Origin of the sequence: Corallococcus sp. 4LFB (genome assembly GCF_046520365.1) — a bacterium.
Classification (GTDB): domain Bacteria; phylum Myxococcota; class Myxococcia; order Myxococcales; family Myxococcaceae; genus Corallococcus; species Corallococcus caeni.
This window is the reverse complement of the sequence record NZ_JBKGHJ010000701.1, coordinates 1-3,311: the sequence shown is the minus strand read 5'-3', so window position 1 is coordinate 3,311 and position 3,311 is coordinate 1. Positions and strand designations below refer to the sequence as shown.

The following is a 3,311-nucleotide window of genomic DNA, read 5'->3' as shown; positions in this document are numbered from 1 at the left end:
CGCCCAGGCCCGCCTGCCACACCAGCGCCTCCACGAAGCGGCGCACGTCGCCTGGGCCGCGCACCTCGCCGGCCTGCACCGCGGCCTCCAGCCCGCCCGAGTGCGCGAAGCCCCCGGTGGGGAAGCCCGAGTCCGCCAGCTGCAACACCCTCCAGCCGGAAGCCATGGCGCGCGCCCCCTTCAGAACAGCGAGTAGCGCTGGGCCAGCGGCAGCCAGGTGGCGGGCTCGCAGCGCAGGAGCGCTCCGTCCGCGCGGACCTCGTAGGTCTCCGGGTCCACCGTGATGACGGGCAGCGCGTCGTTGAGGCGCATGTCCTTCTTGCCCAGGGCGCGGCAGTTCACCACCGCGGACAGCCGCTTGGTGAGCCCCAGCCCCTGCACGGTGCCTTCCTTGAGCGCGCGCCCGGACACGAAGGCGAGGCTCGTGGAGCCCCGCGCCCGGCCGCGCGCGCCGAACATGGGGCGCATGAGGTACGGCTGTGGCGTGGGGATGGACGCGTTCGCGTCCCCCATCTGCCCCCACGCGATGAAGCCGCCCTTGAGCACCAGCTCCGGCCTGGCGCCGAAGAAGGCGGGCCGCCACAGCACCAGGTCCGCCAGCTTCCCCACCTCCACGGAGCCCACCTCGTGGGACAGCCCGTGGGCGATGGCCGGGTTGATGGTGTACTTCGCCACGTAGCGGCGGATGCGCAGGTTGTCGTTGTCGCCCTGCTCGCCGGGCAGGCGCCCGCGCTGCTCGCGCATCTTGTGCGCCGTCTGCCACGTGCGGGTGATGACCTCGCCCACGCGGCCCATGGCCTGGCTGTCGGAGGCCACCATGCTGATGGCGCCCAGGTCGTGGAGGATGTCCTCCGCGGCAATCGTCTCCCCGCGGATGCGGCTCTCCGCGAAGGCCACGTCCTCCGGAATCTCGCGGTCCAGGTGGTGACACACCATGAGCATGTCCAGGTGCTCGTCCAGCGTGTTCACCGTGTACGGCCGCGTGGGGTTGGTGGAGCTGGGCAGCACGTTGGGCGCGCCGCACACGCGGATGATGTCCGGCGCGTGCCCGCCGCCCGCGCCCTCCGAGTGGTACGTGTGGAGGGTGCGCCCCTTGAACGCGGCCAGCGAGTCATCCACGTAGCCGGACTCGTTCAGCGTGTCCGTGTGGATGGTGACCTGCACGTCCTCCGCGTCCGCCAGCGTGAGGCACGTGTCGATGGCGGCGGGCGTGGTGCCCCAGTCCTCGTGCAGCTTGAGCCCGATGGCGCCCGCGCGGACCTGCTCCAACAGGCCGTCCGGCAGGGACGTGTTGCCCTTGCCGGTGAGGCCGATGTTCAGGGGCAGCGTGTCCGTGGCCTCCAGCATGCGCGCCAGGTTCCACGCGCCCGGCGTGCAGGTGGTGGCGTTGGTGCCGGTGGCGGGCCCGGTGCCGCCGCCCACCCAGGTGGTGATGCCGCTGGCGATGGCCTCGTCCGCCTGCTGCGGGCTGATGAAGTGGATGTGCGTGTCCAGGCCGCCCGCGGTGAGGATGAGCCCCTCACCCGCGATGACCTCCGTGGTGACGCCCACCACCATGCCCGGCGTGACGCCCGCCATGACGTCCGGGTTGCCCGCCTTGCCAATGGCGCAGATGCGCCCCGCCTTGATGCCCACGTCCGCCTTGAAGATGCCCGTCCAGTCCACCACGAGCGCGTTGGTGATGACGCAGTCGAGCGCGTCCGCGTCGCCCGCGCCCGCGCGCTGGCCCATGCCTTCACGCAAGACCTTGCCGCCGCCGAACTTGCACTCGTCGCCGTAGACGGTGGCGTCGCGCTCCACCTGGAGCCACAGGCCGGTGTCGCCCAGCCGCACCCGGTCTCCCGTGGTGGGGCCGAACATGTCCGCGTAGTGGCGTCTGTCCATGGTGCGGCTCACGGGCGGCCCTCCCCTTCCTGCTCGTCGCTCTCATCGGCCTCGGCCTGGTGACCGAAGCCCTGCGCGCGCACGGCCTGGAGCAGTTGCTCGCGGCCCGCGCCGGACACCTTGCCGCTGCCCAGCGCGTTGCCGCCGCGCACCACCTGCTCGCCCGCGATGGGGACCAATGACACGGTCTTCACCTCGCCCGGCTCGAAGCGCACCGCCGTGCCCGCGGGGATGTCCAGCCGGTGGCCGTAGGCGCGGCCCCGGTCGAACACCAGCGCGCGGTTCACCTCCGCGAACGCGTAGTGGCTGCCCACCTGCACGGGCCGGTCGCCGGTGTGCGTGACGCGCAGGCGGATGGCCTCGCGGCCCGCGTTGAGCTCCAGCGCGCCCTCCTGCGCGCGCACGTGTCCGGGAGGACCTTCCGGCGACGCGGCGGGCACGGTGAAGCGCTCCCGCGGCGGCACCGGCAGGAAGCTGCCGTAGAGGGCCAGCTCCAGGTCCCCGTGCTCCGCCACCACCGGGTGGTGCACCGTCACCAGCTTGGTGCCGTCCGGGAAGGTGCCCTCCACCTGCACCTCCGCCAGCATCTCCGGCACGCCGTCCATCACCTGCGCGCGGCCCAGGAACCGGCGCCCCAGGTCCATCAGCTCCGCCACGCCGCGGCCGTCACGGATGTACTCCAGCAACTGCGTGGCGATGAGCGCCACCGCCTCCGGGTAGTTGAGGCGCAGGCCTCGCGCCAGCCGCTTCTGGGCGACGACGCCCGCCTGGTGCAGGAGCAGCTTGTCCACGTCACGGGGGGACAGATGCATGGGGTCCGACTCCCTGGGCTCTTCCGGGTGCGGGATGCGACGGCCGGCCAGACCCTAGCGCCACGCGTCAGCGTGGACCAGGAGGGGCGGACGTCCAGCGCTGTCCTCCCCCTCCTGGAATGTCCCCCATGAAGCGCTTCGAGGCCGGCCGCCCCAAGACGCCCAAGGCCATCGACGGGAGCTGCTTCGCGCAGAGGCTGTTCGACGGCACGCAGGAGGAAGGCCACGACCGCATCGGCCCGCGCAATCACGGCGAGGCCGCGGAGGGCCACGTGCCGGGCCTGCTGGGGGACGGCGCGAACCGCCTGCTGGGCGCGAACACCGCCGGGTGGCCCCCAAGGACGCGGGCAACCTGGTGGCCGGGCACCTCGACCGGCCGTATCCGGACTCCGGCGCGTTCGACCTCCCCCGCCATCAGTCACACCCGCCGGGCCCACGGGTCGTCCCCCAGCAGGCCCGGCAGGAACGACAGCCAGTCGCGCGTGGTGGCCAGCAGCGTCTCCAGCGACACGGCCGCCACGCGCAACAGCAGGCCGTCCCCGCCCAGGGGGCTGGCGGAGACCACCTCCCGGGCGCGGGGCTTCACCGGCAGGCCCGCCACGCGCTCGGCCAGGG

At 73.0% G+C, this 3,311-nt stretch carries 2 protein-coding genes and 1 pseudogene; all 3 read right to left on the bottom strand.

What is annotated here, in order from left to right:
• Positions 1-180: 180 nt before the first annotated feature.
• On the bottom strand, positions 181-1,896 hold the full coding sequence (ureC, locus tag ACLEQD_RS39815) for an urease subunit alpha (RefSeq protein WP_410391141.1): 1,716 nt from the start codon (positions 1,894-1,896) through the stop codon (positions 181-183).
• The gene (gene ureA / locus ACLEQD_RS39810; protein ID WP_410391140.1) at positions 1,893-2,696 is read right to left on the bottom strand and encodes an urease subunit gamma; all 804 of its coding nucleotides are present in this window, start codon (positions 2,694-2,696) and stop codon (positions 1,893-1,895) included. Before ureA ends, ureC begins: the two co-directional genes overlap by 4 nt.
• 418 nt (positions 2,697-3,114) lie before the next feature.
• Positions 3,115-3,311 (bottom strand): annotated as a pseudogene (locus ACLEQD_RS39805) (urease accessory protein UreD); the annotation flags it as partial.